Raw genomic sequence first — 26,769 nt, 5'->3', positions numbered from 1 at the left:
GAACAGACCCGCGATCCGAGCAAAGAAGTCCTCGAACCACGCCGCCCAGACCTCAACGTCCCGCTGCGTCTCCACGCCCTGACCAACGACTCACCCGATCAGCAGGCACGAACCGCCCCTGTAGTACCCGGCACACGGGTGATATCACTTGATCGCCGGGCAGTTTCCTCTTCGGGCAGTTTTTCCGCATGGCGCGCACCGAAATTTCCGTGCGGCTCGTTCTCTGCCCGGCACGCGGTTGGGCTGGCTCCGATACAGAGCCAGCCCAGATAGGTGTGTCGTCTTGGGAATCTATCGGATGGGGTAGTCTGCCAGCTTTGTGTAGCCGAGTAGCCATCCGAACTGCGGCGACAGATGCTCCTCTGCGAAGCGGAAGACGCCGTAGTAGATGAAAGTGGCGATCGGTGTGAGGACCCCGGTGACGGCGGAGGCATCAAGGTCGAGGCCGTGGCGAAGAGCCACCGCAACGAGCCAGCCGACTGCGGCAGGAACGCCGGTGCGCAGGAGCGAGGCGTACAGGTTCATGGGAGTGGACTCCTTACTGGGAATGAGCTGCGACTAGCTGAAGAGCCGTCGCCAGGTTTCGGGCCCCGGGTAGCCGTCGGCGTCCGATCCGGTCCAGCCCTGGGATCGCTGGAAATCAGCGGTGTTCTGACGGTCGGCTTCGCCCCAGTCGCGGGAGGGCCCAACTCGGTAGTGGGATCCGAACCCGCGGGCGACTAGCCGTCGGCCGAGCAGCAGAACGCTGTCGTTGGCCTGGCCGACACGGAAGGCCCCAGTTCCGGGGAACACGGGCACCGCCGGCGGCGAGGGCTTGGGCGGGGCGGGCTGGTCGACAAGCCGGTGCAGCGAGACGATTCCCGGCACGCCGTCCGCGTCTTTGCCGGAGAGGCCGATGGATCGCTGGTAGTCCGCATAGGCAAGGGTGTCTGCGTCCGACCAGTCCGGACCTGGGCCCACCTTGTAGTGGCTCCCGAATCCACGGGCGACGAGCGCCCGGCCAACAGCGGTGACGTGATTGCCGTGGGCGCCGAATCCGTAAGTCAGGCCGTCGATGGTGACCTGGTGGCGTGGGGGAGTGGCGGTGTTGGCGGAGCCGTACGAGGGGCGGCCGAACCCGACGATGGTCCCCGCGGTGCGGACGCGGCGCGCGACGCAGTTGGAGGTGTTCGCCTCGATCGTGTAGACGTAGCCGCCGCTGACACCGGTGGCCACGCCAACGTGGTCGATGGCCGCGATGGTGTCGCTGCCATCCCAGTCGAAGAAGACGATGTCACCCCGCCTGATGCCGTCGGTGTCGACGTGCCACTCGCCCGCATCCTTGAACCGCTGGGCATGCGAGACGGTGTAGGCGTAGTCGGTCCCGTGGCAGACGGCCTGGAACTCGTTGGCGTGGCGTGCCCAGTACGTGACGCCTTCGTCGCACCAGGGCGCGTCGGCGTATTCGCGTCCGTTGCGCGAGGCGTAGTCGTTGGAGATGTAGTTGGGTCGGCCCGACAGGCCAAGGCTCTTCTCCGCCTCCGCGATCATCCCGTCGAGGCTCATACGGCATCCCCGGTGGGGCCGCCGTAGATGCCGTCAGCGTTCGGCTCCCCGAAGAGCTGTCGGAGGAGGTCCTCCTCGTTGTCGACGGTCGGCCCGTTGATCGTGTCGCGGAGGATCGAGGCGTCCTGGTCCTGCGGTGCAGCAGTGGTGTCAGCCACGGCGCGTCCTGCTTCTCCCCCGCGCCTAAGTGGGTGATCCGGTTGTGCTTGGTGGGTTCTAGGGGCTGCCACGAGCGGCCAGCCACAGCTGGACGACAGACAGCAGCAGCGGTGCGATGAAAGCGGAGATCACCAGACGCCGGTTGGCGGCGGTCTGCGCTTGGTCGTCCTCCCGGCTCCCCTTCACAGCCGAAAGGTCTCGTTCCAACGCGTCGAGGCGCTGGCCGGTAGCTCGCTGATCAGCGCGATACACGTCGACGGTGACCACCTGGTCCAAGCGGGTAGCAAGCGCAGCGATGTCTCCGCGCAGATCATCACGCAGCTGCGCGATATCGTCTCGCTGGTCTTCACGAAGCTGAACGACGGCGCGATGAAGCTCCCACAGAGTGGGCTCGGCGCTCGGCGGGAGCGTCACCGCGGTCTCCTCTAGCGGTTGGTGGCCCCGCGCCACGTTCTTCATCCTAAAGGAGCTGACGGAAGGGCCACATCGCGACAGGATCGCCCCGCGCAGGCTCGACGAATAGAGGTTCCCCGAAGAGGCCGCAGGTCAGTCGATGGGGAATCTGATGACCCCAAGGTCCAAGTAGCCGTTCCCAGCAGCGAGAGCGGTCGTTGCAGCAGCGGTGAGGCTGGCCAACGCCAAAGTCCCGGAAGGGCTGATGTTGACGGTCAGGGCCGCCCCGTTGTTGGGAACGATGACCGCGAACTGCTGGATATATGTGAGGGGCCTGGCCCCCGGCGGAAGGGTGACGAGCACTTCGCCGGTGGCGGGGGTGGTCTTGGCGGTGCGCTTGCACAGACCTCGTAGACCCACCGTCCGGTCGGGGTAGATCTTGTGAGCCACCAGGTCGTAGCCGCTGCCCCAGTTTCCCCAACCCGTTCCGAACGTGATCGGCTCCCAGTTCTCGTGACCTGTGCGTGCGATCCAGCCGTCTTTGTCGACGACCAGGTTGGCGTTCAACAGCAGCGATTCCCAAGCGCCGTTCTTCGCGCCGATGATTTCGTTGCCGCCGATGCGGACGTGGGAGAAGTATCGGTTGCTGGCGATGAAGTTCCAGTCGCCGGTAGGGGTGACCTGCCCGCACGTCGAGCCGATCTCGACACTGCTGCCGACGTTGAGTTCGTAGCGAACACTGAGGTCGCCGCTGGCATAGACGGATTCCGCATTGAGATCGATGTGGGCCGACTGCGAGTCGGACCACAGTTCAGCGGATGCCATGGGCCATGGCGTGCCGGCGGAGAAGGCGGATACCTGGCCTGGCGGGGGTGCCGGGTCGACGACCTCGGCGGACATCAGTGTCAGGCGGCTGGCATTGGTCGCGGCGTCGTAGGTGGCGTAGGCCGCCGCTGGCGCCCGCTCCTGGGGTGACCCGGAGAAGAGGCGGACGCGTCCGGAGGCGAGCTGCTGGTCGCTTCCCGGAACAGAGGTGATCTCGACGCGACTCCCGCTGGTGGCTGTGCGCAGTGTCGCGCCGTTGATCTCCACGCCCGTGAGGACGCCACCGGTGATGGTCTTGCCCACAATGGCGTCGGCCGCGAGGAGCTCGGCGGTGATGGCCCCGGCCTGGAGATCGGCCGTGGCGGCGCGACGCGGCGTTCCGGCCACCGCTGCCGTGGCAGGCCCGGCAACTCCGGCGGCGGTCCGAGCACGCAGACGCACCCACCACTGCGTATAGGGCAGCGGCGCGGTGACCGTGCCACCCTGCGGCGTCTCGATGGTGTCGCGCAGCGTTCCCTGATCCGCTACGAAGTGCTCCTCGGGGCCGATGTGGACTTCGACGCGTGACCAGTCCAGCGGGGTGGTATCCGTCCCCTCCCACGTCCCGTCCCACGCGATGGTCAGAGCGGCGAGCGCAGGCTGAACTTCGGGCAGGGATGGCATGGGCGGGGCCGGTCCGTTGGTGACATTGATGCCGGTAGTGCCGTCGGCCTGCTGGCCGATAACAGCTCGAAGGCTCCCGTTGCTGTCGTACACCTGCACCGCGCCGTCCTCGATGGAGGAGTAGGCGAGCTGACTGGTCGAGGTCATGGAGGCGAGCCGCCTTTCCACGGCGGCAAGTCGGGCGGCGAGCTGGATGACGAGATCGGTCATGGTCAGGCTCCGTAAGTAAAACGATCAGTGCGGGCTAGTCGAACGGTGATCTGTTCCTGCTGGTCCCCGCTGGGCGGCTTCAATGTCCAGCCGGTGATGCGGCACCATCCTTCGTAGTTCGACCATTGGTCGTGAAGGCTCACCCGGACGTCGTCTCCGATCTGGAAGGAGCCGACCCGGGCGGCGGGGTGATCGCGTAGGACGATCTCGGTGACCTCGCCGAGGACCTGGCGGGCGGTGCTCTCGGTACGTGCCCGTGAGGCCAGCCGGTCGTTGGCTTTCTCCGAGGGCACTTCGAGCACGTGTTCCAGCCGGAGTCGTCCGTTGCGGGACGCGTCGATCGCACGTCGGCGGCTCCGGCCATCGCCTGCCCCCAGGCCAATGACCACCTGCGCGTATGCGTCGGCGTCGTAGACCACCGGGACGGTCTTGGCGACGTTGATGCCGGAGGTGAAGGTGATGTCGGCGCGACGGCTTCCGAGCCGCGGCCAGCCGACCTGGATGCTGCGGGTCGGAACATCGCCATCCCAAGCGACGGTCTCGGTCCACTCCGGGCCGCCTTCCACGGCGATCATGTCGTCGATGACAGCCCCCAAGGGGCGGGTCTCCCACCAGGCCACTGCGTAAGGGTCGGCCGGTGTGCCGACGGTGGCAGTGCTTGCTGGCGCATCGACGGCCACGTGAAGGTTGCCGTCGGGCTGCTCCTGGCAGTACGCCCACACGTCCCGGATGACCTTGCAGGGGTCGGCTCGGACGTAGGGGCCCCGTCCGGCGAGGTTGCCGTGCACGTCATAGCGCCGCTGGGGGTAGGAGCCGAACCCGGCGGCCTCAATGCGCATCTGCTGGCCTTCGGGGTCCGCACGCCACACGATGCCGCCCCACAGCAAGGTGCGGTCTCGCTCCGCGAAAATCAGCGTGTTGCCGGGATCGAGCTGTGACAAGGCCAGGCCGGCGAGGCGGGGTTCGATGACCGCCGTGAGCGATCCCGGGCCGTTGAGCTCCGGGCCGAACTCCGCATCCGACAGCGGCAGGTCCCAGGCCAACGCCTCGCCGGTCAGGGCATGACGGGTGAGGTACCGATAGGCGGCCATGGTCAGATGACGCCTTCGGTGAACTCGATGTCGCAGATCAGGGAGGTCCCGCCGTCGACGCCGAAGTTTCCGGCCGCGCGCGGAGACGTGTAGGTCTGGAGGTAGAGCGGCTGGACTGTGCCGCGCATAACGGGGTCGAGGGTCAGGTTGTCGGCCATGATCACGGTGCTCCTGCGGATACCGGTGCCCTGGTCGTCGTCGATCGTGGTGTCTTGCCCTTGAATCGTCCCGAAGACGTTCTGCATGTAGGCGAACGCGAAGGAGGTGTCCATCCGCAGTGTGCTGACGGTGGTAAGGATCTTGGTATTCACCGCCCATTCAGGGACCGCGATGTTCCACCGTGCGGCTGCGGGCCAGTTGTGCCAGCGATCATCGTGGCTCGTCAGACGGTCGAGCGCGCCCGGGAACGCCGTGAAGAGCTCGCGCGTGCGGCGAGGGTTCGCGATTTGCCGGAGATCACGAACCATCGAGTCCGTGATCGTGGCGGTGTTGGCTGGAATATCGATCCGAGCGAGCACGATGGCCGTCATTCCAGCTGGAGCGGTCACGGTGGTCGCTGAGACGTTGGGCAGCACCTGGAAGTAGCCAATGTCGTCTGTGGCAGGGTTTCGGTTTCCCTCGTACTCCGGGTCTTCTACGCGCTGGATCAGCAGGTCTGAACGACTTGAAGCGCCGGTCGGGGCTATGGGTACAACGGCGTCGCCGACGTTGTACTGGGTGTAGGAGCCCTGGCCCCAGGCGGCCCCCCTGATCACGGATGAGCCGTCGCCGACCCTGACGGCCGCGCCGGGGGTGGCGAGCTGGCGAACCTTGAGGTTATTGCCTTCGGTGATTCCCTGGCTCCCGCGGGCCAGGTCGCGGATCATCATCCTGAAGGCGCGGGCCGGGTGCGTGCCGCCGTGGGTGAGCATGGGCGGCTGGACGAGCGTCACAGTAAGTCCTTTCTCTACAGAGCGGTCCAGGCCGACCGCCAGGTCACGGCCAGACGCGAGGTGTTGTTGTAGTCGGAGGCGGTCCACCGAATCTCCGACCGGCCGGGCGGGATCTGAAAGAGGTCCAGTCGCGACACCGACGACAGCGCGGAAGCGGCATTGCCGGACCCGTTGCGCAGGACCCAGCGGGTACCAGGCCGGGTCTCGATGTCGAGGGTTTCTCCGGGCGCCAAGGACACGTCGAGGTCGAGGACCTGGCCGCTGTCCACGTGCAGGACGCGCGGGTGGGTCACAGGTCCGGTGATGCGCAGGCTCGGCCAGGCTCCCGTGTTGCCCTCGTTTGTCACCCACCCCGGCCGCGTTGCCGGGCTGGCCACGCCCGTGGTGATCGGCGCCTTTACCGGAGCGGTGAAGCCCTCCCGGGTGGCAGACGAATCCAACGACAGGATGATGCCAAGAGCCGTGTCGGCATTGAAGCTCGGATCCAATGCGGTGAACTCCAAGTCAAGGGGAATCCAGCCGTGGATGACCCGGGCGGTGGTGACCGCCTCCGCCCGGCGGATTCGCCCGTACAGGCGTCGTGTCGGTCGTCCGGGCCAGCACAGGCGCAGCACCGCAAGGGAGCCGGCAGTGCGCCGAATCTCCGGGTTATCGGCAGCAGCCTCCAGGAGAGCCAACGAGTTCAGGGCTGCCTCGGCATCGCCAGGGGTACTGATCCCGGCCTCGATCCGAACCGACCGCGAGGCGTACAGGTCGACACCGGGGAACGCGCCGTCGTCGGACGGGTTCAGCACGTCCTGGGTCCTCAGCTCAGCGGCCCCCAGACCCTGGACATCGGAGACGATGAACGGCGTGCCAGGGCCGAGGACGACACCAGCGAAGTCAATCTGCCACAGGCTGAGATCGGGCATCAGATCCTCCCGCCGCGCTGAGCGTTGCGCAGGTGGCGCATGATCTCTCCGCCGAGCTGCTGTGTGGAGGAATCCCGGCTGATCCCGTTGACGGTGATGGGCATGTTCTCCACCAGGGACCTTGTCTGTTCGCGAACAACGACGACCTTCACGCCGCCGCCAGGCCGTGCGTCGACCAGGCGCAGGGGCGCGGAGGATCCGCCAGCGGTGAGCTGGTAGCCGAACCTGCCTGCGACGTCCTGGAGGACCGCGGTCGCGTTGCGCCGCTTCGCAGCCCCGAGCGGGATGTACGCCTCACCGTGGGTCTCCGGCTCAGCGAACTTCACGATCCCGCCGGCAGAGGCGTACAAGCCCGGCGTGAGCACACCGCCGTTGGCGTAGGACAGGCCCTTGTTCGCGCGGGCGAGATCAGCCAGGAACCGGGTGCCCTTCGAGCCGAGGGCCGCCCGGATCCGGGTCAGGGCGAGGTTCGCGATCTCGATGATGTGGTCTTCGGACAGGCCCGTGGAGTCCGCAACCTGGTGCAGTCCGACCTTGCCGGAGGTCACCGCGCTGATGATCGCCACAAGGTCCGGGAGATCCTGGCCTTGCACCACCCCGTTCGCTGCGCGCGCCGCGGCGTTGGCGGTGCTCGCGGTCCGGCGAGCACGCACTGCTTGGTCGGCGAGGTCAGCGGCGTCCTGGTCCCCCTGTTCAGCGAGAAGCTTCGCCAGATCGCTGTAACCGGTGGATGCCAGGGTCGCCAAGTTCTTCTCGAACGCCGTCTGGTCCTGGACCGCCTTCTTGAGCTGCCCGGTGAAGGTTCCCAGCGATGCCTTTGACGCTGCCGCAAGCCCCTGCAGGTCAGCAGCCATCTGCCGCACGTAGCTGCCGGAACCGGTGGCCATCTTCCGGGTGAGAGCGATCCCGTCCTCACCCATGTCCGCCAGCGCGTCGGAGACATCCTGTCCCGCGCGCCGCGCCACCGTCGCGAGGTCTGAGCGCCAGCGGCGGGCTGTCGCCACCGACGTGTGAAGCTTCCTGCCGAATGCGCCCAGGTCGAAGTTGCCCTTGCTGTCTCGGGCATCGCTGGCAATGCCCGACAGCGTGAACAGTTGCTGCGGCTTGTAGCTGACGCCGCTCAGGCCACCGCTCGCGTACCACTGTGCGTGGCCACCAAGGCGCCGAACGGTCTCCTCAGCGATGGCGCGGGAACGCGTTCGCTTCGACGCGGCCAGCGGGATGTACGCCTCACCCTGCGTCTCCGGCTCGGCCCATACGCGCCAGCTGCCCCCAGGAGCTATCTGGGCAACGTGCTCCTCGCGCCGAACGCCACCGCGTGCGAAGTAGTCGACCACTCCACCGGACGCGCGCGCCTGGACCATGTCCGGGATCCCGTTGCCGTCCTTGTCCCCAGGAATCGGCTGGAGCCGGGCGAAGAACGGGATGGTGACCGAGGCAGGTCTGTTGACGGTGACCGTGATGGTCTTCTCGCCCGGAATCCGCTGTACGGAGGCACCAATGCCGTCGAGCTGCGCCTTCACCGCCGCCATATCTCCGGACAAGAGCGCGGCAGTGAGAGCTTGAGCTGCGGCGCTGCCCTTCTTCTGGGCGACTGCGGCGATCAGGTCGAGCATCCCCGACCACTCGGCGTTGGACTGCTTTCCTGCCGTCTGGAACGCGGTCACCACGGCCGCCAGGTCCGGTGCTGGGATCGGCTGATCCGCCCCGAACAGAAAGGCCAGCTGATCACGTACGCCAGCCAGGTCGCCGGTCAGAAACGCGTGGGCCAGAGCCTGCGACTGCTCCTTGCCGAACCGCTCCGAGACCGTGGTTAGGACGTTCATGCCCTGCCGCATCTGCCCCTCCAGGGCCAGCGGCAACTTCTTGGCAGCCGTGGACAGGTCCGTGACCGTCATCTGCTGCAGAACCCGGGCGAGCTTGCCGGGGTCGTTAGTCGCAGCAGCGTCCGCCCAGGCGTCGGCCGTCATCTGGCCGTACTTCGCGGCGATCGCCGGAAGTTGCTCCAGACCTGCACGGAACGCCGGCGTCGAACGGGCGGCGGACTCGGTGATGATGTTCTGCAACTCGTCCGCGACCTTGCCCTTGCCCTTCTTCAGCTGCATGACGAGCTCGGCGAGAATGGGTGCGGAGTCCACCCCCAGCGTTGAGAAGTGGTCGGCCAGATCCAGGCGACCCTGCGAAGCAAGCACGCCAAGGTTCTTCTGGAAGTCACGCTGCGCCACAAGCTGCTTGCGCAGCTCCTCCACGTAGTCGGTGAGCTTTGCCTTGCTGGCGTCCGCCGATCGGCCGGCCTTGCGGTTGGCCTCAGCGACGTTGTCCTGAGCGTCCTTCCACGCCTTCGCCGGGTCCACGATGGCGCGCAGGGCCTTGCCCATGGCCTCCATCTCGTCGGTGAACTGGACGGCTCCCTTCTTGTCGGTCGGCAGCATCTGCGTGATGTCCCAGGCTCCCGCGAGCTGCTTGCGGTTGGTCGCGATCTTGGAGTTGACGATGGCCATGTTGTTGGCCAGCTCGCTCTCCTGCCGAACGGCCGTGTCCCACATCTTGTGCTGCTTGCTCAGGGCCGCGGCTGCATCCTCGAGGTAACCGGACTCGAAGCCATACCGATTGTGGAAGTCGATCGCTTGCTGATCGAGGTCGCCCTTGAGCCGCTGAAATTTCTGCCCACCACTGGTGATCGCATCCAGCGCCTCCGCGATGTCGACTCCGGCCGTCTTGAGCTTCTTCACGTCATCGCCGTCGGTCAGCTGTTCGGTGAGTTTGCGCAGGCCTGCGCCCTGCTCGCCCTCCTCCCGTTCGGAGCGCAGCGCGTCGACCAGCTGCTCGGTCGCGGCCTTCGCCTTCTGCTTCGACGCGGAGTACGCCGCGTAGACACCGATGCCAATCGCCAGAAGAGCGGTCAACCCGGCCACCGCGATACCTGTACCGCTCAGGACGGCAGGCAGCATGGACCCACCCGCCCTCGCCGCCGCGAGTTCAGTACGGAAGATCGTCAGCTGCGCGCCGAACTTCAGGAACGCGGCCTTGGTAAGGAGGCCCACCGCCATCAGCGCCATGAGTCCACCGGCCAGAGACTTGACCGGACCCGGCAGGTCGTTGATGGTTCCGGCCAGGACACCGAGGTACTCGCCTAGCGTCTGGAGAGCCGGCAGAAGGGCGCGCGCCAGGTCGATGCCCAGCGCCGTGGCCTGGTTCCGGAAGATCTGCCACTGCCCCGAGGTCGTATCAAGCTGAATGTCGTACGCCTTCTGGGTGGCCTGCGCCCGGTTGATCTCCATTGAGATGCCCGCGTACGTCGCCGCGTAGTTCTCCCCTTCGGCAGCGCCCAAAGCGAGGGCGGCACGGACCGCGCGGATGTCCCTGAGCAGCGGAACAATCGTTTCTGCAGTGCCGCCGGTGGCGTCGCGGATCTTCTGCATGACGACGTACAGGCCGTCCTGCTGGAGCGCGGCCGCCGCCGACTCGTAACCCATGCCCTTGAACAGGTCGCTGAGCTCCTGCGTCGGCTTCATCATCCGCGTCATCAGCATGTTCAAGGCGGTCGCGGACTCCGCCGCCGGAATACCGGCCAGGGTGATCGCGGCGAGGGCAGAACTGAGGTCATCGAACTTCACGCCGGCCGCGGCCGCCATCGGCACTACGTCGCCGAGCTGCTGGGCCAGCTCCGAAAAGCTGATCACGCCGTAGTTGACCGTCTGGAACATGATGTCCATGACGTCGCTGGCCTGGGAGGCGTCCATCCCGTACGCCTTCAGCACGCCCAGTAGGGCGCGGGCCGCCGTCTCGGTGTCGGCCAGGCCGGCGGAGGCCCCCTTTGCCGCGACGCGCAAGATCGTCATGGCGTCTGCGCCGTCGAAGCCAGTCGAGACGATCTGGTACAGGCCCTCGGCAAGCTGGCTGGCGGTCTGGGGCAGTTCCGTGGACAGGCGCACGATTTGATCGGTGAACGCCTCGATGTTGGTGCTGTTGATCTGCTTGGAGATCGTCATGACGTTCGCCATGTGCTTCTCAAGCTCGATGGCGTTCTTGGCGCCAAGCGCCAGCGCACCGCCGATCAACAACCCCGTCGTGGCGAATCCCGTTACCATCGCCCGCCGGGTGCGCTCGGACCTGGCCGCAAGGGCATTGAGGTCACCGTTGAGCCTGGTGACCTGCCCGCCGAAGGCACGCACTTGCCCTCCGGCCGTGCGAAGGCCGGAGACCAGCCCGCCGACACCGGCGGTGATACTGACGTAGAGGCTGTAGGCGCCAGCCACCGGTCACACGCCCTTCCGAGGCCGCAGCCCAATCTTGACCCCGCGCCCCTCCGGACCATCCGGCACCTGTTCTTGCTCCATCGCGATCAGCTCGCACCCCGGGCAGCGGTGCGACTCGGTGACGTAGGCGAACCGGTCACCGTCCGCTTCCTCCTGCCACTCCGCCGGACGGGTGCCGCAGCCGTCACACAGCGAGCGCGTGTAGGCGAGAAAGGCCAGAGCTTTCGACCGGTCCGCCGCCGACCAGCGGCCGTCACCGGCGCCCGTGAACTGCGAATGCGGGATGCCGTGCAGCTGGCACAGCTCCAACTCCGCCCGGAGTCCAGGATCGGCGATCAGCCTTTTCCCAGATCCGCCCGCATCGTCTGGTTCACCAACAGCGGTACCGAGAACAATGCTTTCGCTTCGCCGTCCGGCCACTCGTCGAGCAGCTCCTGCGCCTCGGCCACGGTCATGCCGGGAACCTCTGCGCCAGATTCGTCGCGCTCGATATGGCACGCGGCGATCAGAGCAGCCGGGAAGGTCTCGACGTTGTACTCCATGCCCTGGTCCGCCTGGGACTCCGTCGGCGGATGCTCCCGCAGCAACTGAGCCCACACCGGACGAGGCAGCGCACGGAACGTCAGGGTGATCGTGACATCGCGCAGCGCGGCCTCAGCAACCTCAAGCCGACCCTCGGCGAGAAGCATCGCAGGCCGGGTGGCGATCCACTCCTCCCGTTCGTCCTCGACCACACCCTGCTCGACCGAATCGCTCGCAGTAGTTGTGCGGGCCTTCGCCAGCCCCAAGGCCGCTTCGGTGACAGCTTGCTTGGCCGAAGCGTCGTCACACAGACACAGCGACCGTTCAGGCAGTTCACGGCTCTTCAGCCGGGCCATCTTCGCCGCCCAGTGCGCGTCGCGGGCAACAGCGGCGGCAGGCGCTACAGGTTTTGTCGTCATCTGCTCGCGCCCCAAATCAGCCAGCGACAGCCGGAACGGGGGCATCGAGCGTCGGCACTGCTGTGATCCCGAAGGAGCACTTGAACTTGGCCGGTTCGCTGCTCGCCGAGTACGACGCAGAGCGCGAGCCGACACGCACCGGGAAGATGTCCATGGAACGACTGGCCGGTACGTCGCCCTTGCGCAGGATGACGACGAAGCCGATGGTCCCCTTGGACAGCAGCTGCTCGATGGTGTCGCTGACCTGGTCCTCGTAGAAGGTGAAGCTGCTGTTGTCGGCCTTGTCCTCGCCCGGAATGGTCGTGGCGAATGTCGATCCCATATCCGGGGTGTCGATGGGCGAATTCTCCAGCGCCCAACCCTCGATCTCGCTGATCGCCCCGGACAGCTCTGTAGCATTGGCGAGCGCCAGCTCGGGCCGGATCGGGATATTCGTAGGTGCGGCGATGGTCTTGAGGAAGAAGAACTTGGTGATGCCGCGGCGCATGAACCGCTGCTGCGTGATGGACACGCGACTCTCACTCTCCGGGGACCGGAGACCTGCACGATCGGGCAGGCCAGCCCCCAACAGATCAAGGGGAGTCGGCCCGTACCGAAGAGTCGGGCGTCCGCGTGAAGCCTCCGCGGTGAGGTACGGCCCTAGCTGTTGAGCGTCGTGACGTCCAAAGCGAACCGCTGTACGTAACTGTATACGCCGCCAGCGACCGTCAAACCTTCCTCCTTGTCAAGCTCTCGTCCCATCACGGAGTAGCCGACGGGCGAGATCGGATAGGCCGCAGGTCCTGCCGAACTTCGCGCCAGCACAGCGGAGCGAACCTTGTCCGCCATCCATTCTGCCTGCTCGGCCGTCGTCGCGACCGACGTGACCTGATAGAGCAGGCGGGCATCGGCGGTCGCGTCTCCGAATGGGGGCCCTGACGTGGTGGGGAAGCCCAATGGGTATAGGACGCTGTAGGGCGTCGCCGCACCGGTCGGCAGGCTACTGGCGATCGGCGCCGTTCCATATCCACAACTGCGCCCCGTGCTGGCAGCGATCGTTGACTGGAGGGCCAACGAAACGATGCGTCCCGAGACAGTCATTCCTCAGACACCGCTCTTCCGAGTGCGCCAAGGAAGAGCGGCCTGATGCGCTCCACGGCGGGACCAACGTGCGGGTACGGGGGTTGGTTGTAAATCCGACCGAGAGCATCGGGCCCAACGAATCCGAATTCGAGCCTCCGGGCTTGCGGCTTGTTCGTGCCCACAACGCCGGTCACAGACGTGCCGGTCATGGAAACCTCATGCGTCCACGAACTTCGGTAGTCGCCCGTTGGCGCGTTCGGTCCCGGGCGCCCAGAGGCGTTCGCCTTGATCGCCGTCTCCAGCAACATCACATGGTGCTGCACGATGCCGGCCACGGTTGGCAACGCCGCAGCGGCCCGTGCGTCGAGCCGGGCAGCGATCACGGCCGCGTTCGAGGAACTGCCGGAACGAGGGTTCATGGGGGCGGGCATCTACGCAGGCTCCTCGACCTGAAAGGAGCCCCTCGCCCAGTCAGCCAGTTGAGCCAGCATGGCGCGAGTCAACTCGTAAGGGCTCCCGTCCAGATCGAGCCGGGCCAATGCGGCCTTCTGTAGCTCACCCGCGTCAATTGCCGACAGGAATGCAGCGGCAGCGGGCCCAGGGTCCGGATCTACTCCGATCACGACACGGGAGTACCCGTCGAACTGCGTGGTCGATTGCGACGGGGACAGCTGAAGTACGACTGTTGCTGGTTCTCCCGCCTGGTGATGCAGAGTGTATGCGGCGACCGCGGCCGAGAGATCCTTCCCGTCTACGACTATCGCGGCTTTCGATCCGCGCGACTCGATGCGGACAACGCGCTTCGTTTCCCCAACGGTGATCGTCATTCTTCGACCATAGATCGACCCGGAGGAAGCCCCGATTCTCCCTGCTTGTGCGAGGCGTGATGGGGGATGCCAAGGCGCCACCCGACGTCAGGGCGGGGTGATCTCATCGAGCCTGGTAACGCGGACCACCTCCACGGTCGACGCCTCCGAGGGGTCGAGAACCTGCCAGGTACGACCAGCTGTCGCTGCCGTCGCCGAAGCAGCAGCCGTAACCGCGACCTGGTCGTAGCGATCGGGCACTGGTGCAGCCAGCGGCGTGAGCAAGCGGTACCAAGAGACGGTGTCATCGAGCCACTGACGACCGACGATGCCCTCTGCAGCGACCTGCCCGTGCCCGGACAACACGGCGCCCCGCCCTTCATAGATCACCTGGGCGGGTGTCGGGCCAACCAGCCCCGTCAGCGGATCCAAGACAGGAGTTCCGGTTGGTCGCGATATCCGTACAGTGTCGACGAGAAGCTTCGCCTCAAGATGCTGGCGCACTTCCTCGGGATCAACGCCTGTCGTCATGCCCCAGCCACCTGGGTGTTCTGATCCACCCATGTCGTACGCACGATGCTCAGCGTCGATGTCTCCCCGATGTCGATGACGCGCCACGTCCGACCAAAGGCCGCCTGATCGTCGGCGTCGATTACGGTCACGGTGTCCTCCCGCGATGCGACCGGGGCAGATAGCGGGGTCATGAGGCGGTAACGGGAAGCGGTGTCGTCCACGTACGCCTGCCCTGCCAGATGCAGCACGACGGCTGGCCCATTTGCGGGGAAGATCGCTCCCGGACCTTCGTAGACCGTGACAGGCGGCCCGGGCTCGTACTGGCCGGTGTCCGGGTTGAAGACCGGCGTGCCAGGCCGGTAGATCCTGATTCTGTCGGTGAGAATCTTCTTCTCGACGATCGCGCTGACGGCCCCCAGGGTCAGCCCTTCAGTAGGCGCGCTCATGCGTTCGAGAGTAGCCGCGTGCAGCGACAGCAGGATTCTTCGTGCTCGTCAGCCTGCCGCCGCGACGTTCAGGGAGTACGTGATCACAGCTTCGCTGGAGTCGAGTGCGGCTGAGAGATCGGCAGACAGATCCTCAGGGAGGGCACCGGTTCCGAGCCCGCAGGATCGGATCAAGTCCCGGAGGTCCTGAGCCGGGCCTTCAGTAGCGAGCGCGGTGAAGTGTCCGTGCGCCAGGGCTTCGCGGGCCGCGTACCCGTCGAGCGATTCCATGGTTCGTCGGTGCAGATCCCCAACCATGCGCTTCGCTCGCTCATGTTGAGGACCGACCGCATCCAGGACAGTGAGGCCGAGGCGGATGTCGAAGACGGTCCGTCCTGGATGAGCCTCGTGATTGAGGTAGGCGAGCACCAGCTCGTCGGCGCCCTCCTTGAGCTGCTGGCCAGCATCGCGGAGACACAGCTCGGTCAGGCACTCGGTGACCTCCTGTTCCCACCGATCGCCAGGAATCGTGCGGGCGAGCAGTTCTCCAGCGCGCTCGGATTCGCCAGCGGTCAGGGCCGCGACGACGGCGACCTGGCGGCCATCGAGCATCCGTGTGCCAACGCCGTGGTGCTGCTCGATGTGGGCCAACGCTTCGGACCAGCGGCCCTCGGTGGTGAGGCTGCGTGTGCCGTCGGCGAGCACCACACGCCACAGCCAGGCGTGAACCTCCCGCTGGTCCTCGCCAGTACGGGTGAGGTTCGCTGGCACGGTGATGTTCTCGAAGACAGCGGCACGGCTTGCGCCGACAGCTTCGAACAACTCCAGCAGGCGTTGGCGGCCGTCGTCGTTTTGGCCGGCGCGGATCTGTAGGCGCGCCAGGTTGACCAGTGGCTCCAGCCCCCGGATGGCGCTCATGGCGGGCAGCGGGCAGGCGCGGAGGTAAGCCTCGGCGTGCCGGTGGCACATGGACCGCGCGAGGTCAGGCAGTTCGGCATCGGAGGCGAGGAGTGCGGCCTGATTGAAGACGGCAGAGGCCACGCCTTGATCGCCTTGACTCGTCGCCTTGGCCGCTAACTCCACCAGAGCCCGCACCCGGGCGGGCAGCGGCAGGCAGGCAGGACGGAAGCGGGCGACGAGTGGGAAGCGCCTCGCTATCGGGCCGTGCGGGTCCATGTATCCCCCTGAGCGTGGTGACCGGATGGCGTGAAGGGGAACCGGTGGTGCCCCTCGGCGGCGCGACGGGCCCCCCCCGGGTGACAACCGGGCTGGCGTCAGCGCCAGTCGACGACGATGCGGTTCAGCGGGGTGTCGAGAGAGAACAGGCCGGGGACCTGCTCGACGGGCGGGGCATCGAGGGGCTGGATCTCGAACGTGGCTTCACGGCCCCGGTACTCCCGGTCCCAGGTACGGATGGAGTCCGCGACCCGCGTGGCAAGCTCGTCACTGCCGGGCCCGTGGCCGATGACGCCGAACTCCCACAGCTTGCCCCCCTCGGGGGTCTTCTTCTCCGACAGTCGGCGAGCGAGGTAGGTGACGGCGCCCTTGTCGACGACCGCGGTCGAGGACGGGTAGGGGTCCTCGACGAGCAGGGTGCCCTTGGCGTCCTTCGGGAAGAGCATCCGCATCAGGCCGCTCGGCAGGGAGCAGGAGACGAACAGCTCCATCCACTCCGGCGATTCCATGACGCGGACCATCATCCCGGTCCACTCCTCGGTACGCGGCTGCTCCAGCACGCCGGCCAGGGCCGCTGCGTCGATGGGCCGCCCAGCGGAGGTCTGGAGCCGCACGGTGCCGTCTGTGCTGATCGGGATGACGGGGAGGTCGTCGTCGGCGATCCCCCGGCGCAGCGGCATGAAGGTGTTCATCTTGCTGCTGACGCTGGACCAGCGGCCATCGCGCTCCTCGTAGGCGATGGAGCGGGCCACGCTGCCCTTGAGTCGCTGGGGAACCACGAGCCTTCCACCAGGAGCGAGTTGCTGCATCCAGGCGTGCGGGACGCCGTGCGCTCCGACGGTGGCGATGATCCGATCGTATGGAGCACCTTGCGCGTGGCCGACGGCTCCGTCGCGGGTCAGCGCCTCGACGTTGGTGAATCCGGCGGCGGCCAGGTGCGCGCGGGCCCCTTCCACGAGGTCGTCGTCCACGTCGATGGTGGTGACGTGGCCGGTTTCCCCGACGAGGTGGGCGATCAGCGCAGCGTTGTAGCCGGTGCCGGCGCCGAGTTCGAGGATGCGTTCGCCGGGCTGGGCCTCCAACTGGTCCAGCATGAGCGCGACGATTTGGGGCTGGGAGGCGCAGGAGATCGACTTGCCGTCGGTGTCGAATTTGACGTCGACCACCGTGTCGGCGTACGCGTTTTCGAGCGTTGCTTCGGGCACGAACTGATGGCGGGGCACGGTGCGCAGCGCGGTCTCCACCGCGGGGGTACGGGCGTAACCGGATTCGCGGATCTCGTCGACCAGGGCGTTGCGGAGTTGCGCTGCGTCGGCCTCGGACGTGGCGAGCGTGTCGGTATTCACCGCCCTGACGCTAGTGGTTTCGGGCGTCCCCTCGGCGGAGGACGCGATGTTGTCACTCGATCCCATGACTGCCTCTCGTGCGATGTTGAACAGGGCGCTCTGGTCATCCGGAAGGAGACCCGCGCGGTTGGCGTGGAAGATCAGGTGGTGGGTGATGACGGCCCGCAGGCCGCGTGTGAGCGCGCCCCCGGTGGCAAGGAGGGCGAGCGTGCTACCGGCCCGTTCGAAGGCGGCCACCCACTCGTCGTGTCCGGCAAGCGGACCAGCCGAGCGGCACAGGCTGCGCGTGTCGACGGTCATCAGCCTCTCTGCCGCCGCGCCCAGGGCGGCTGCCCGATGGGGCGGCAGCTTCTCCGGCGCCGGTCGGAGTGCGGCGGCCTTCGCCCACACGTCGCCCTGCTCGAACCAGTCCAGGCGGGCGGCCCGCATCAAGGCGCTGACCAAGAGAACGGCGGTCTCCCGACGGCCCAGCCGACCGGGACCGGGCTCGTAGGCGAGCAGATGACGACTGTCCAGGTGGAACAGCTCGTGGGCTGCGTCCATGGCTCGCATCCCGCCGAAAGCAGTGGTCTCCGGCTCGTAGATGCTGTCCGCCCACGATTTGACCGCGCCGCTGTGGACAAGGGCACGCAACAGGGACTCGACCAGCAGGGACGGCTTAGCGGACCGATACCGCAGCGGCCAGGGCTGCTTGTTCATGAACCACCAGCCGGTGAGCTGCCCGTCTTTCTCGGCCGCCAGCAGGGCAGGGCCAAGGTGATCGGCGATGGCGCGCTTGGCGCTCGCACGTTCGGCGAACATGACGTTGTGCTGGTGCCAACGGTCCGGGGGCATGGCGGGGTCCTTCGGTCAGTGGATCAGGCGATGAGGAGGCAGGCGTCCCAAGCGGTTTGGGGTGGGGCGGATGTGGCAGGAGCCAGGAGCGCCAGCGCCATACCGGCGGCACCGTTCAGGAACCCGGGTCCTGCGTTGTGGTCCTGGACAACCGACCTCGCTGCCTCCTCCGGGACCGTGCCTGGCGGACAGGCGGCAGCCAGAAGAGGGGGTATCGCCGCGCGGAGCTGTCCGGCGGTGGAGGAGTGCGCATCGTCGGCCACGCGGGACGCGATGTGCGCGAGGCCGGCGAAGCCGTGGCACATTCCGTTGTCCGTGGTCGCCTTGAGCTGCCCGTGATCGGTGAGAGCGGACACGAGTGCGTTCTCCGCTTCGACCTGGCAGCGGGTGTCGCCGAGAGCGAGAGCGGCGAGCTGCCGGGCACGGGCCAGTCCTGCGGTTCCGTAGCACCACGACGGCCGCCGCGGTGGGGACGGGTCGGTGCGGCCGGAGCGCAGCTCATCCCGCGTAATCCAGTAGGGCCACGCGTCACCTCGTTCGGTCTGTTCCTGCCAACGATCTAGCCAGGCCAGGATCGTGGCGACGGCTTCGCGGTGGCCACCGACCGTGATGCCGCGCCGGGCAGCGAGGGCCAGGAGCGCGAGCACGCCGCCGACGCCGTGGGCCATGCCGTGGTTGGAGTGCCCGCCCGGGAAGCGGTCGCCCTGTCGGCCGGACGGTCCGCTGAGGGTCCACCATCCCGGCAGAGCCTCGCCGCCGTAGGTCACGGGCTCGGTGAGGCGCACGCAGTAGTCGAGGACCGCGCGCACATCCGGACCGGTCGGGTCGCGGCGCAGGAAGAAGGTCCCGTAGCCCGCCAGCCCCCGGATCGTGTCGAACTCGGCGTACTCCGGAAGGCGCCCCGCGTCGATGCGGCGGTGCGCGGCCTCCAAGCGGCGGCGGGTGTCGGTACCCATCTGCCGGTCCAGGGCGCTCAAGGCGCGCTGGTAGGTGCCCGGCAGGTGGTCGGTGACGCAGGCCATGGTGTGCGCGAGGGCGGGTGCGCCGTAGAAGGGATGGCTGTCGAGGCCGCTGGTGAACGGTTGTCGAGCGGCTGCGGCAAGCCAGTCGTGGGCGCGTTGCCACGGCCCCAGGCCGGCGGCGGCCCGTTCGACGTGCAGCAGGGCAATGCCCGTCGGCCCGTACGCGAGGTGCTGACGGTGCAGGGAGGCATCTGGTCCCAGAGGCGCGGTGGCGGGGTTGGCCAGGAGGTCGGCGACAGCCCCCGCCGTCTTGAGTGCGAGGGGGTGGGTCATCGTGCCCTCCGGGACATCCAGGCCAGGGCTGCGGCGCGTGTGAGATAGAGGCAGATCTCTTCCTCGGCGAAGTCGACCGCGACGTGCCGCACGAAGTGGACGTGGAGGAGTGAGGAGAGGACGTCGTTCAGGCGGATGCCTTGGGTGTCCGGGCCGGGGATGCCCGGCCGGTAGGCGGCCAGTGCCGTGGTCCGGTCGGACCACGCCTCCACGATGGGGTGCCCGCCAGGCACATCGCGCAGGGCTGCCCAGTCGCCGGACGGGTCGGCCAGCCGTACGGCCTCGGCGAACTGCGGGCGCGGCACCGCCGCGGGGGCGGTGGACGAAATGTGTTCGATCAGCCAGCGCATCCCCTCCTCGGTGCTGCCGAGGAAGGTGGTGGCGATGGCGATCGTCTGAGCGGCCACGAGTGCGCGCTGCTGCGGGCGTTGGGACTGGGAGAGCTGGGCGACGACGGCACGTGAATCTGCGCGGAACACTTCCTCGGCGGCGTCCCAGGCAGCCCCGGAGCCCCAGCGGCCCATCTCGCGGTAGGAAGTGGGGAAGCGCACGTCGGACAGCATTCCGGCCGTGCGCAGCTCATCGGCCCAGATGCCGATGGTGCGGGCCGTCTCGGCAAAGGCATCGGGATCGGGCAGCGCGATGCGCACCCGTAGGTGCTGATCCGGGTCGCGGAAGCGGATGAACCACCAGGTCGGGCCGCCAAGCCGGGCCAGTAGGTCAGGGATGTACTGGGTGAGCAGGGTGTTCTGGCGGCGCAGGTCGCCGTACAGGGTGGTCAGCAGCAGGGACGAGACTCCCGGTGTTTGGATCTGCTCCGGGGATAAGGCGCGGGCCCGGGTGGGGGCCGGCAGGGGCGGCCACGGCGACAGACGCGTCGCCTTGAGCGGCATGACGATCTCGTGAGCTCGGCCGCCGGACCAGCCGTACGCGTCGGCGGGCGCAGATTCCACGAAGACGGCCAGAGGGACACGGGTCAGGTGCTGGCGCAACAGGGCACGGTGTCCGGCCTGGTCAAGGTCAAGGTGCAAGCGCCGGTCCTCCTCGGCCAGGACGACCCGCTGCGGCATCCGTCGCCTCACCCTCCACTCCTCCAGGGCGCTGTCCCACTGGACCTGGGGGCGGTCGCGGCCGGGCAGGTCGGCTGCCTCCAGTCGCCACCGTGCGGGGGCGAGCACCGTGCGCCCGTAGCGGAGCCGGGGCAGGAACGGCATCGTGCTCGCAGCTCCCCAGTCGAACAAGGTGACCTGCGCGCACTGGGCGCGGGACAGCTCGGTGAGGAACCGGACGATCGGCGGGGTGTGCGTGGTGAGGTTCAGCGCGTGCATCCCCACGGCCTCAATCCGCTGTCCGCGCTCGGGTGCCGCCAGATACATGCGGCGGCCGTCGCACGCCACGGCCAGGTCATCGGGCGTGAGTACGTCTCCGCAGATGGCGCGGTGCTCCTGGACGCTGATCACCATGGGCAACACCTGCGGGGAGCGGGTGACGTGGGCGCTCGTGGCCAGCAACGGCGGGAACGACAACTGCGCGGCGCTGGTGTCGGCATCTGCGGTCGGCAGGTCAGCCAGTTCCGCTGTCAACCCTTCGCGGTCCTCGGGAGCTAACACGCCTAGGAAGCGGCCGGTGGTGACCCCAACGCCCCGGGACACGCTCATAAGTTCCAGGCGGAAGTGCCCCCGGTACAGCTCCTCAACGCTGGCCGCGTGCACCCGGACACCGACCTCCAGGTGCGGCGGCACCCTGGGGCGCTCAGGCCCGAGGTCCATCGCGGCGACCAGATCTTCGGTGAGGACAACCTCGTCGTGGCCGTCGAGGGCGGCAGCCTGAGCCAGCCGCACCAAGGTGTCGTCCCGTGCGGAGAGGCGGGAGCGGTCTTCGGCAGGCTGGGTGCCCGGGTACCCGTCGGGGAAGCCTGTGCCGCTATCGGCGACGACTTGGTTGAGCGGCACCATCGTGCCGATGCCGTATCGCTCGTAGAACCGCCGCTGATATGCCTTCCACGCCTCAGTCCCGTAGGGGTGGGCGCTCACCCGGGTCAAGACACTGGCGGCACGCTCGATCTCTTGCGCAACCGCTTCGGGCAACTCGACCTGGGCGTCCAGACGAAGATCCAGAGCGAGGGGGTGTCCCTTCAAGGTCGGAACCTGAGCCCGCATCCGCGCGGCGGCGCGGGCCCGGCCACTGCGGGAACTGCAACCGCTGAGGTCGATCTGCACGGCGTGCAGGTCGCGGACCGTATCCGCGACCGACACCAGGCTGTCGGCGCTCACGGCATCGAGTTGGCCCAACAGGTATTGCAGGGCGTCAGTCTCGGTGCTCGGTGCGTGCAGGTTCGTGATCAGCACCTCGTGCAGGACTAACTCTCGCACGAGCCGCTGAATCTTCTCGGCCCCCGCTGCGGGGAACTCCGCAGAGAGCTTGTCCGCGAGGACACCCGCGGGGATCGGCTTCCTGGCTGCGTCCAGGACTGCTCGCACCGGCCCGGTCAGGGCGACGGATGCTTCGACCGCACGCCGACGATCACCCCGGGGGTCGGACCTGTAGGGCACGATGAGCCGGTCACCACGTCTCGCGGTGGTGTTGTTGACGACCACCGAGAGTCGTTCCAGCAGTTCGGGGCACGCCTCCAGCCGTTCCACCACGGCAGCAAGCCACTCTGCACTCGCCCGGCTAACAACCGTGTGTCCCGAGCCCCATCGCGTGCGCGCCCTGGTCCCGATGACGGCCGGGGCCACGCCGGCGAAGAGGCCGAATGGAGTCGCCCGGTGTTCGGCGCGCAACACGTAGCGCGCCACTGAGGCGACGGCACGCCGAACATCACGCGCGGCCGGGTCGCTGGACGAGCACAGGACGCGTACCTGTGAAGCGAGAGCGGGGCTGGCGTGCCCAAGAGCCTCGGCAACATCCTCCTCGAACCACACCTCGCGCAGCCACGCAAGCCGGGCAGCCGCGCCGCGAGGGGACGGGTCGTCGAGGTCGGGGCACGGGGGCACGGGAAGTTCCGGCCGGGCGACAGCACGGAGGAGAGCGGTCTTCCCGGCGCGGAACGCGGTGCTCGAAGTCATCACAACCTCCGTGGTCTGGGTGAGCGGCCGGTGCCTTCGCGCGAAGAGTCGCGAAGGCACCGGCCTTGGATGACGCGGGACTCAGGTCAGGCGACGTTGGTGGTGCAGGCGCCGCAGGTCGTGCCGCAGCCGTCGTTCGTCAGGCTGATCAGACCCGCGGTGTCGGAGACCTCGACCAAGGTGACGTCCAGGTCGAAACCGTCCGACGTCGTGCCCGAGTCCTGGGGCTTCACCTGCGTGGTGTGTGTGACGTGGGGACTCATGCGAACTCCCATGTGTTCGAGTTGAGTTGCGGATAGTGGTGCTGCCGGGACCTACGTGCGGAGCGTATGGAGACCGCAATGCCGCAGGGGAGATTCCCGGCCACCGGCCCGAGGTGCCATGCCCTTCATGTGGAACACGCAGGGCCGCCTGTCCCGGATCGGGGTCTTGCGCCGCCCCGATGAGTCGGGCTCGTGCCCACCGATTCACCGAGGCGGCCGTCTAGGCGCGGGCTGTCGCGATCTCCCGTTCGAGGTCGACAACCGATACGCCTCGCAACTCGCGAACGAGCTGTGAGGCGAGGAACCAGGGTCTGAGGAGGTGGTCCTTGTATGGCAGCGGTATGTCCTTGGCCTCGTCGCTCACTACTACGGGCACCGGCCGCATGTCGGCGCCGGTGGTGTAGAGCGTGCCCAGGACCCCGTACAGACGCGGCACGCGTGCCCGTAGTGCGACGGGTCCGGCCTTCGACAGATGAGGACACTGCTCGACCGCAATCACGGCGCAGTCGAGGCAGAGGGGTGGTTGCCACGTAAGGGCTCCCTCAGGCCAATCAGCCTTGGTGGTGTCCTTCGGCCTTGCTGCGATGAACAGGTAGCCGCTGGCAGTGCGGCTGGCCGTCTGGACGACGCAAACCTGACACCGCAGGCCCTGCATCGTCTCGCGCTGTCGAGACGGATGAACCATGCTCCATCGTGGCGACCCGATCGGCCAGCCGTCCTCGTGTGTCTGGGAGCACCGGGCCCAGAGGACTCCCTGGTCGTCCCGATCTCCCAGGCCCTCGTCCAGGTAGCACAGTCCTCCGCCGGAGCGGAGTCCGAGCTTGGCCGCGACTTCCGGCTCCTCGCCGCGGCGGGCCGTGATGTACGGGACGACAACGGATCGAGGCGTGGGGGCGGTCATGCCGCAGCCTCCGCGTTCACGAGCGGGCGGTGCGGCGCGATGATCTGGCCGTCCGGCAGCAACTCGCCAGTATCTTCGAAGATCAACACACCGTTACATAAGAGCGTCCAACCCTGTTCCGGGTGCAGGGCCGTTGCACAAGCCGCCTCGCGATCTGGGGCGCTCGCTGGCGGACAGGGGGGTTGATGCTGGCACATGTGATTCCTCATTGGCTGCCCTCGCCCATCGGCTCGCCTCGGGAGTCCCGAGCGCGCTGGTGGACAGGGAGATCGTTATCGGCGCTGACGGCTGCAAGGGGTGCGTGGGGCGGCTGCTGCGGGCATTCGGCCGTAAGGGAGCTGGCGGAATATCCGAAGAAGTGGAGTCGTTCGCGAGCGTCGAGAGCCGGACGGTCCGGTGGGCGTTCGCCCCACTCGACGAACCAGCTCTCGCCAGACAAGCTGACCCGGGCCATGGGGAAGCCTGGCCGGCCAAGGAGAGCGTCACGCACTGCCAGCGCGACCGCCGCCGGTCCCGCGTCGATCCGTCCGCCCCGCCTGCACCCGCCCACCGGGACGGCGAGGAGAGGGATGCGGAAGATGCGCACGGCGACGCTTCTGGGCAGGAGGCTCTGATCGTGGAGTCGCGCGGCCACGAACTCGTAGTCGTAGGCTGCGCGAGCGGGCAGCACCGCGACTGTCAGCGGCGGGCGGGCGCGGTCGTGCTGTTCGGCGGCAGCCGTTCGCAGGCTCACAGCAGTTCCTCCAGCAGCTCATCGAGCGAATCCGACACGGCCATGGCAAGGCGTCGAAGGTGAGCGAGAGCCTGGGCGAAGTCGCGAGGAAATCGCGCTATTAACAGGTCTTGGTACGCCCCAACGGTCGCGGGTAGCACTCCGCTGTTGGGCTGTCGAGCCACGTAGATGACTCGTCGGAATACCGCGTGCATACGCGGTGTCAGTTCCTCGATATCAGCCATTGTCAGGTCGGCATGTTCACCGAGGACTAATTCGAGGTCATCGAATACGGCATCAACCACGGGAATCTCTGGCGACTCCAGAAGGAACCGCTCTCTCAGTTTGGCAAGTAGCCGCGCCTTGACTTGATCGTCGTTTTGGTAACTGCCGTCACTCCGGGGATTCGGAGGAGCCTCGGCCACTTCGAGCACGCAGCTCCTCATCGGCTCCTCCGCCTCTTCTCGGGCATCTTGAGCGTGCACCACGTCCTCGTCCCGTCCGAGCTGACACCCCAAGACGCCGCAAGGGCATCCACGATGAACAGGCCACGGCCGTTGAGCGCGTCCGGCCCGGCGTCACGCAGCTCCGGCAGAGCGGACGAGCCGTCATCCACCTCCAGCACCAGCACATCCAGGCCGATCACCAGACGGAAGGTGATCTGCCGCTCGGTGCCGTGCCGGAAGCCGTTCGTGACCAGCTCGCTGATCAGTAGCTGTGCGTCATCGACCAGGGCCGACAAGCCCCAGACGTTGAGCTTGGCCCGAGCGATCCGACGAATCCGGCCGACCCAGACCGCAGTGGCCCTTGGCACCTGACCATCGGCCCCCAGACGCTCGCGGTCGATGGTCAGGGCGAGGTCATCGAGGACGGTGGGTATGGCGTGTGCAGAGCACCCAGCACGCAGCTCATCAAGGATCTCGGGGCCCAGTGCAACCACAGCCATGCCTCACTCCTCCGCAGCTCAGAGGGGCAGCGCAGCCGGAACCAATAGACCTTGTAGATCGGGTTCACGACTTTGCCGCCCGCGTTCACGCTGGCATCAACTACGGTCTACCGAGGGTAGGTTCATCTGCAACCGCATCTGCGCTGAAAATTCAGCGAAGACGATATTGGACTATGCGCGAACCTGCACAAGGGGCTGTCAGCCCCGAACATGAGGTGCAACACTCTGCACACGGCACCTCAAGGTCGACACACAGACACAGGGAGGGCGCACACGTGGCAGCGAAGCGGGGGGCGACAGGCAGACGCCTCGAACTGGGCCTCCAGTTGCGGGGCATCCGCGAGAGCATCGCGATCAACGGCAAGCCGATGACCCGCAAGGTGGCGGTCCAAGGCACGAAGCTCTCCGAGGCCGCGCTCCAGCGCATCGAGACCGGGGGCCTCAACTTCCGCAACGTCGGCGACCTTCGGAAGCTACTGGCCAAGTACGGGGTGGACGACGAGGAGACCATCGACTCGTTCGTCGAGATGAACCGTGACGCAACCAACCAGGACTGGGTGACGCGTTACCGAGGCCAAATGCTTCCCGCGATGCAGGGGTTCGTCGGGATCGAGGCCGAAGCCCAGGAGATCAAGCTCTACCACCCGCAGGTCGTGCACGGGCTGCTCCAGACGGAGGCGTACGCGGAGGCGATCTTCGAGATCGAGAAGCCCATCGAGGAGACGACCAGCGAGTTCAACCGCGTCAACGTGGCGCTCCGCATGGAGCGCAAGCAGCGAGTCCTGGCGCGCGAGCCCGACCCGGTCAAGCTGTGGGCGATCCTCGGTGAGGCCGGCCTGCGGTACACCATCGGCAGCGGGCACGACGTCATGCGGGAGCAGTACGAAGAAATTACGAGGCTGTCGAAACTCGACCATGTCAAAATCCAGGTGCTCCCCATCAACGGTCGGGGGTATCGCGCGAGCAGCGACTTGGCCATCCTCGACTTGGGTGACGGCCTGCCCCCGATGGTCCAGGTGGACAACGCTTGGGGCGCGGTGTCGACTTCTGACAAGCCCAAGGAGGTGGCACGGTTCACCCGTAGGTTCAACCAGATGATCGCCTCGGCGCTCCCGTCCGAGGAGACACCTGAATTCATGCAACGACTAGCACGAGAGTTGTAGAGCCATCAACACTCACATTCCAGCCCTGGAGCTGGCACCCGAAGATGCCTGGTACAAGTCGTCGTTCAGCGGCGGCTCAGGAAATAGCTGCGTCGAGATCGCGGACGTCACCGCTGCCCGTGGAGTGGTCGGCGTTCGCGACTCCAAGGACCCGAGCGGCCCGGCCCTACAGATCAGTCCGGCCGGGTGGTCGTCATTCGTCACGCTGGTTCGCTCAGGCGAAGTCGACTTCGGCACAGTCTGATGGCGGACGAAAAGCGGTAACACGCAAGCCGATGGCCCTCCTCTGGCGATTAGGGGAGGGCCATCGGCATTCACCGCGTTCAACGC

General features: G+C 67.1%; 29 protein-coding genes. 2 read left to right on the top strand and 27 right to left on the bottom strand.

Annotation, left to right across the window (positions count from 1 at the left end; all coding sequences use genetic code 11):
* Window positions 1-291: 291 nt before the first annotated feature.
* The 27 genes from O3W51_RS18810 to O3W51_RS18680 form a co-directional block, all read right to left on the bottom strand.
* Window positions 292-525 carry a hypothetical protein gene (locus O3W51_RS18810; protein ID WP_269287012.1) on the bottom strand — a complete coding sequence of 78 codons (234 nt, stop codon included), beginning with the start codon at window positions 523-525 and terminating at the stop codon, window positions 292-294.
* Between the two features lie 33 nt (window positions 526-558).
* Entirely contained in the window at window positions 559-1,545 is a 987-nt protein-coding gene (locus O3W51_RS18805; RefSeq protein WP_269287009.1) for a peptidoglycan-binding protein, read from the bottom strand.
* Entirely contained in the window at window positions 1,542-1,703 is a 162-nt protein-coding gene (locus O3W51_RS18800; protein ID WP_269287007.1) for a hypothetical protein, read from the bottom strand. The genes O3W51_RS18805 and O3W51_RS18800 overlap by 4 nt, the downstream gene beginning before the upstream one ends.
* Before the next feature lie 58 nt (window positions 1,704-1,761).
* Window positions 1,762-2,118 (bottom strand): hypothetical protein, encoded by a 357-nt coding sequence (locus tag O3W51_RS18795; RefSeq protein WP_269287004.1) that lies wholly within the window; start codon window positions 2,116-2,118, stop codon window positions 1,762-1,764.
* 132 nt (window positions 2,119-2,250) lie between these two features.
* Window positions 2,251-3,795 (bottom strand): hypothetical protein, encoded by a 1,545-nt coding sequence (locus O3W51_RS18790; protein WP_269287002.1) that lies wholly within the window; start codon window positions 3,793-3,795, stop codon window positions 2,251-2,253.
* A gap of 2 nt (window positions 3,796-3,797) precedes the next feature.
* On the bottom strand, window positions 3,798-4,838 hold the full coding sequence (locus O3W51_RS18785; RefSeq protein WP_269287000.1) for a hypothetical protein: 1,041 nt from the start codon (window positions 4,836-4,838) through the stop codon (window positions 3,798-3,800).
* 50 nt (window positions 4,839-4,888) lie between these two features.
* Entirely contained in the window at window positions 4,889-5,818 is a 930-nt protein-coding gene (locus O3W51_RS18780; RefSeq protein ID WP_269286998.1) for a hypothetical protein, read from the bottom strand.
* A 14-nt stretch (window positions 5,819-5,832) separates the two neighbouring features.
* Window positions 5,833-6,729, bottom strand: a complete 897-nt coding sequence (locus tag O3W51_RS18775; RefSeq protein ID WP_269286996.1) for a phage distal tail protein — start codon at window positions 6,727-6,729, stop codon at window positions 5,833-5,835.
* On the bottom strand, window positions 6,729-10,988 hold the full coding sequence (locus O3W51_RS18770; RefSeq protein WP_269286994.1) for a phage tail tape measure protein: 4,260 nt from the start codon (window positions 10,986-10,988) through the stop codon (window positions 6,729-6,731). Before O3W51_RS18770 ends, O3W51_RS18775 begins: the two co-directional genes overlap by 1 nt.
* A gap of 3 nt (window positions 10,989-10,991) precedes the next feature.
* The gene (locus tag O3W51_RS18765; protein WP_269286992.1) at window positions 10,992-11,297 is read right to left on the bottom strand and encodes a hypothetical protein; all 306 of its coding nucleotides are present in this window, start codon (window positions 11,295-11,297) and stop codon (window positions 10,992-10,994) included.
* 26 nt (window positions 11,298-11,323) lie between these two features.
* Window positions 11,324-11,974 carry a hypothetical protein gene (locus O3W51_RS18760; protein WP_269286990.1) on the bottom strand — a complete coding sequence of 217 codons (651 nt, stop codon included), beginning with the start codon at window positions 11,972-11,974 and terminating at the stop codon, window positions 11,324-11,326.
* Entirely contained in the window at window positions 11,946-12,440 is a 495-nt protein-coding gene (locus O3W51_RS18755) for a phage tail tube protein (RefSeq protein ID WP_269286988.1), read from the bottom strand. Before O3W51_RS18755 ends, O3W51_RS18760 begins: the two co-directional genes overlap by 29 nt.
* A 128-nt stretch (window positions 12,441-12,568) precedes the next feature.
* Window positions 12,569-13,009: a hypothetical protein gene (locus O3W51_RS18750; protein WP_269286986.1), complete on the bottom strand. Its 441-nt coding sequence runs from the start codon at window positions 13,007-13,009 to the stop codon at window positions 12,569-12,571.
* Window positions 13,006-13,422 (bottom strand): HK97 gp10 family phage protein, encoded by a 417-nt coding sequence (locus tag O3W51_RS18745; RefSeq protein WP_269286984.1) that lies wholly within the window; start codon window positions 13,420-13,422, stop codon window positions 13,006-13,008. Before O3W51_RS18745 ends, O3W51_RS18750 begins: the two co-directional genes overlap by 4 nt.
* Entirely contained in the window at window positions 13,423-13,818 is a 396-nt protein-coding gene (locus O3W51_RS18740) for a hypothetical protein (RefSeq protein WP_269286982.1), read from the bottom strand.
* 87 nt (window positions 13,819-13,905) lie between these two features.
* A complete protein-coding gene (locus O3W51_RS18735) occupies window positions 13,906-14,328 on the bottom strand; it encodes a DUF6093 family protein (protein WP_269286980.1) in 423 nt (140 codons plus the stop codon).
* Window positions 14,325-14,756: a DUF6093 family protein gene (locus O3W51_RS18730; protein ID WP_269286978.1), complete on the bottom strand. Its 432-nt coding sequence runs from the start codon at window positions 14,754-14,756 to the stop codon at window positions 14,325-14,327. The genes O3W51_RS18735 and O3W51_RS18730 overlap by 4 nt, the downstream gene beginning before the upstream one ends.
* Before the next feature lie 48 nt (window positions 14,757-14,804).
* Entirely contained in the window at window positions 14,805-15,911 is a 1,107-nt protein-coding gene (locus tag O3W51_RS18725; protein ID WP_269286975.1) for a hypothetical protein, read from the bottom strand.
* Between the two features lie 98 nt (window positions 15,912-16,009).
* Window positions 16,010-18,091, bottom strand: a complete 2,082-nt coding sequence (gene fxlM / locus O3W51_RS18720) for a methyltransferase, FxLD system (RefSeq protein WP_269286973.1) — start codon at window positions 18,089-18,091, stop codon at window positions 16,010-16,012.
* Between the two features lie 23 nt (window positions 18,092-18,114).
* Window positions 18,115-19,386, bottom strand: a complete 1,272-nt coding sequence (locus O3W51_RS18715) for a lanthionine synthetase C family protein (RefSeq protein ID WP_269286972.1) — start codon at window positions 19,384-19,386, stop codon at window positions 18,115-18,117.
* Window positions 19,383-22,454, bottom strand: a complete 3,072-nt coding sequence (locus O3W51_RS18710; protein WP_269286969.1) for a lantibiotic dehydratase — start codon at window positions 22,452-22,454, stop codon at window positions 19,383-19,385. The genes O3W51_RS18715 and O3W51_RS18710 overlap by 4 nt, the downstream gene beginning before the upstream one ends.
* An 86-nt stretch (window positions 22,455-22,540) precedes the next feature.
* On the bottom strand, window positions 22,541-22,717 hold the full coding sequence (locus O3W51_RS18705; RefSeq protein ID WP_269286968.1) for an FxLD family lanthipeptide: 177 nt from the start codon (window positions 22,715-22,717) through the stop codon (window positions 22,541-22,543).
* 220 nt (window positions 22,718-22,937) lie between these two features.
* Window positions 22,938-23,618 (bottom strand): hypothetical protein, encoded by a 681-nt coding sequence (locus O3W51_RS18700; RefSeq protein ID WP_269286967.1) that lies wholly within the window; start codon window positions 23,616-23,618, stop codon window positions 22,938-22,940.
* A complete protein-coding gene (locus O3W51_RS18695; RefSeq protein ID WP_269286966.1) occupies window positions 23,615-23,815 on the bottom strand; it encodes a DUF5999 family protein in 201 nt (66 codons plus the stop codon). Before O3W51_RS18695 ends, O3W51_RS18700 begins: the two co-directional genes overlap by 4 nt.
* An 8-nt stretch (window positions 23,816-23,823) precedes the next feature.
* Entirely contained in the window at window positions 23,824-24,351 is a 528-nt protein-coding gene (locus O3W51_RS18690; protein WP_269286964.1) for a DUF6302 family protein, read from the bottom strand.
* Window positions 24,348-24,764, bottom strand: a complete 417-nt coding sequence (locus O3W51_RS18685) for a DUF6415 family natural product biosynthesis protein (protein WP_269286962.1) — start codon at window positions 24,762-24,764, stop codon at window positions 24,348-24,350. The genes O3W51_RS18690 and O3W51_RS18685 overlap by 4 nt, the downstream gene beginning before the upstream one ends.
* 8 nt (window positions 24,765-24,772) lie before the next feature.
* Window positions 24,773-25,276, bottom strand: coding sequence for an ATP-binding protein (locus tag O3W51_RS18680; protein ID WP_269286960.1), 504 nt, complete (start codon window positions 25,274-25,276; stop codon window positions 24,773-24,775).
* A gap of 275 nt (window positions 25,277-25,551) precedes the next feature.
* Between O3W51_RS18680 and O3W51_RS18675 the strand changes: the two genes are divergently transcribed.
* Both O3W51_RS18675 and O3W51_RS18670 read left to right on the top strand, forming a co-directional pair.
* Window positions 25,552-26,439, top strand: a complete 888-nt coding sequence (locus tag O3W51_RS18675) for a helix-turn-helix domain-containing protein (RefSeq protein WP_269286958.1) — start codon at window positions 25,552-25,554, stop codon at window positions 26,437-26,439.
* Between the two features lie 4 nt (window positions 26,440-26,443).
* Window positions 26,444-26,683 carry a DUF397 domain-containing protein gene (locus O3W51_RS18670; RefSeq protein WP_331284075.1) on the top strand — a complete coding sequence of 80 codons (240 nt, stop codon included), beginning with the start codon at window positions 26,444-26,446 and terminating at the stop codon, window positions 26,681-26,683.
* Window positions 26,684-26,769 lie beyond the last annotated feature (86 nt).

Source organism: Streptomyces sp. H39-C1, assembly GCF_027158125.1.
GTDB classification, from domain to species: domain Bacteria; phylum Actinomycetota; class Actinomycetes; order Streptomycetales; family Streptomycetaceae; genus Actinacidiphila; species Actinacidiphila fildesensis.
This window is presented reverse-complemented; position numbering and strand designations above follow the sequence as displayed.

Bases quoted from the DNA above. Each gene is read 5' to 3' on its own strand.
- O3W51_RS18810 (WP_269287012.1), bottom strand. From the start codon at position 525: ATGAACCTGTACGCCTCGCTCCTGCGCACCGGCGTTCCTGCCGCAGTC.
- O3W51_RS18705 (WP_269286968.1), bottom strand. From the start codon at position 22,717: ATGAGTCCCCACGTCACACACACCACGCAGGTGAAGCCCCAGGACTCG.
- O3W51_RS18730 (WP_269286978.1), bottom strand. From the start codon at position 14,756: ATGAGCGCGCCTACTGAAGGGCTGACCCTGGGGGCCGTCAGCGCGATC.
- O3W51_RS18740 (WP_269286982.1), bottom strand. From the start codon at position 13,818: ATGACGATCACCGTTGGGGAAACGAAGCGCGTTGTCCGCATCGAGTCG.
- O3W51_RS18745 (WP_269286984.1), bottom strand. From the start codon at position 13,422: ATGCCCGCCCCCATGAACCCTCGTTCCGGCAGTTCCTCGAACGCGGCC.
- O3W51_RS18680 (WP_269286960.1), bottom strand. From the start codon at position 25,276: ATGGCTGTGGTTGCACTGGGCCCCGAGATCCTTGATGAGCTGCGTGCT.
- O3W51_RS18760 (WP_269286990.1), bottom strand. From the start codon at position 11,974: ATGCCCCCGTTCCGGCTGTCGCTGGCTGATTTGGGGCGCGAGCAGATG.
- O3W51_RS18790 (WP_269287002.1), bottom strand. From the start codon at position 3,795: ATGACCGATCTCGTCATCCAGCTCGCCGCCCGACTTGCCGCCGTGGAA.
- O3W51_RS18735 (WP_269286980.1), bottom strand. From the start codon at position 14,328: ATGACGACAGGCGTTGATCCCGAGGAAGTGCGCCAGCATCTTGAGGCG.
- O3W51_RS18775 (WP_269286996.1), bottom strand. From the start codon at position 6,729: ATGCCCGATCTCAGCCTGTGGCAGATTGACTTCGCTGGTGTCGTCCTC.
- O3W51_RS18805 (WP_269287009.1), bottom strand. From the start codon at position 1,545: ATGAGCCTCGACGGGATGATCGCGGAGGCGGAGAAGAGCCTTGGCCTG.
- O3W51_RS18715 (WP_269286972.1), bottom strand. From the start codon at position 19,386: ATGACCCACCCCCTCGCACTCAAGACGGCGGGGGCTGTCGCCGACCTC.
- O3W51_RS18750 (WP_269286986.1), bottom strand. From the start codon at position 13,009: ATGACTGTCTCGGGACGCATCGTTTCGTTGGCCCTCCAGTCAACGATC.
- O3W51_RS18695 (WP_269286966.1), bottom strand. From the start codon at position 23,815: ATGTGCCAGCATCAACCCCCCTGTCCGCCAGCGAGCGCCCCAGATCGC.
- O3W51_RS18700 (WP_269286967.1), bottom strand. From the start codon at position 23,618: ATGACCGCCCCCACGCCTCGATCCGTTGTCGTCCCGTACATCACGGCC.
- O3W51_RS18710 (WP_269286969.1), bottom strand. From the start codon at position 22,454: ATGACTTCGAGCACCGCGTTCCGCGCCGGGAAGACCGCTCTCCTCCGT.
- fxlM (WP_269286973.1), bottom strand. From the start codon at position 18,091: ATGCCCCCGGACCGTTGGCACCAGCACAACGTCATGTTCGCCGAACGT.
- O3W51_RS18725 (WP_269286975.1), bottom strand. From the start codon at position 15,911: ATGGACCCGCACGGCCCGATAGCGAGGCGCTTCCCACTCGTCGCCCGC.